The 1143-nt window shown below is 40.1% G+C and carries 2 protein-coding genes; both read left to right on the top strand.

The genetic code is table 11. From position 1 onward, the window contains the following. The coding region (locus tag ABJV04_RS16210; RefSeq protein WP_348492626.1) for a T9SS type A sorting domain-containing protein at window positions 1-607 on the top strand (607 nt) is incomplete at its 5' end. 156 nt (window positions 608-763) lie between these two features. Next, entirely contained in the window at window positions 764-901 is a 138-nt protein-coding gene (locus tag ABJV04_RS16205) for a hypothetical protein (protein WP_348492625.1), read from the top strand. Window positions 902-1143 lie beyond the last annotated feature (242 nt).

Below are 1143 nucleotides of genomic sequence, written 5' to 3'. Positions count from 1 at the left end.
ACAATCTGTATTTTCAATTCCTTCTAAGCTAGATGATGAGATCACTATTCCAATGAAGTTTACTAACAATAAATCTTCAGGAGCTTTTACTTTTGAATGGAATGCCATAGAAAGTATGCCTCAAGACTGGGGTTTTGAATTAGTAGATTACGAAACAGGTACTACAATTTCTCTTAGAGATAATGAATCATATACGTTTGATGTTGCTGAGTCTCAAGCGAAATCTAATAGAACTATTCTAGATGTTGCTTCTACCATGGAGAGTGATGAAGCAGAATCAAGATTCGGATTGGTTATTTCACCATCAACTTCAGTAAGTACTGATGATGAGATCGATCAAATTACTGAATTCAAGCTAGAGCAAAACTATCCGAATCCGTTTAACCCAAGCACAACGATCAAGTATGCGGTGGGTGAAAATGGACCTGTGAATATTACCGTGTATAACGTAATGGGACAGAAAGTAGCGCAGTTGTTGAACACAACGAAGACAGCTGGTAACTACCAAGTAACCTGGAATGCAGCGGGCGTATCAAGTGGTATTTATTACTACCGATTAACAGCTCCAGGACAAGTATTAACCAGACAAATGACATTAATTAAGTAATTAGCTGTTAGCGCTTAGCAGTTAGCTTTTAGTGTCGAGATAGTCACTAAAAGCTAATAGCTAACAGCTGATAGCCTTTAAAGCTATATAATCATGAAAAACTTATTTTTATTTTTACTCGCACTAACAATTGTATTACTTCTAACGGACTGAGCGATGGCACAACCGGGACTTCCTAGTGACCCAGCTCAAGCGCCTATTGATGGCGGACTTGGTCTGCTTGCAGCCGCAGGCGGAACGTATGCCTGGAAGAAGCTAAGAGATCGCAAGAAAGAAGAAGATTTAGATATCTAATTCAATCGAATTCAAAGGCGCAAGAAATTGCGCCTTTTTTGTTTTAGGGAATTATCTGTCATCTAAACCGTCATCCCGCACGTGATGCGGGATCTCCCGATTCCAACCAAGGAGCGTTGTTCAGGAGATCGCGGAACAGGTTTGTCCGCGAAGACGTGATTTGTTGGATATGCACGATTAGATCTATTCTTCATTCTTTTGTAAAAGCCACGACTGTCATCCCGAAGTGGAAATGCTTAGTT

The sequence above is a fragment of the Aliiglaciecola sp. genome (assembly GCF_039982535.1).
Classification (GTDB): domain Bacteria; phylum Pseudomonadota; class Gammaproteobacteria; order Enterobacterales; family Alteromonadaceae; genus Aliiglaciecola.
This window is presented reverse-complemented; position numbering and strand designations above follow the sequence as displayed.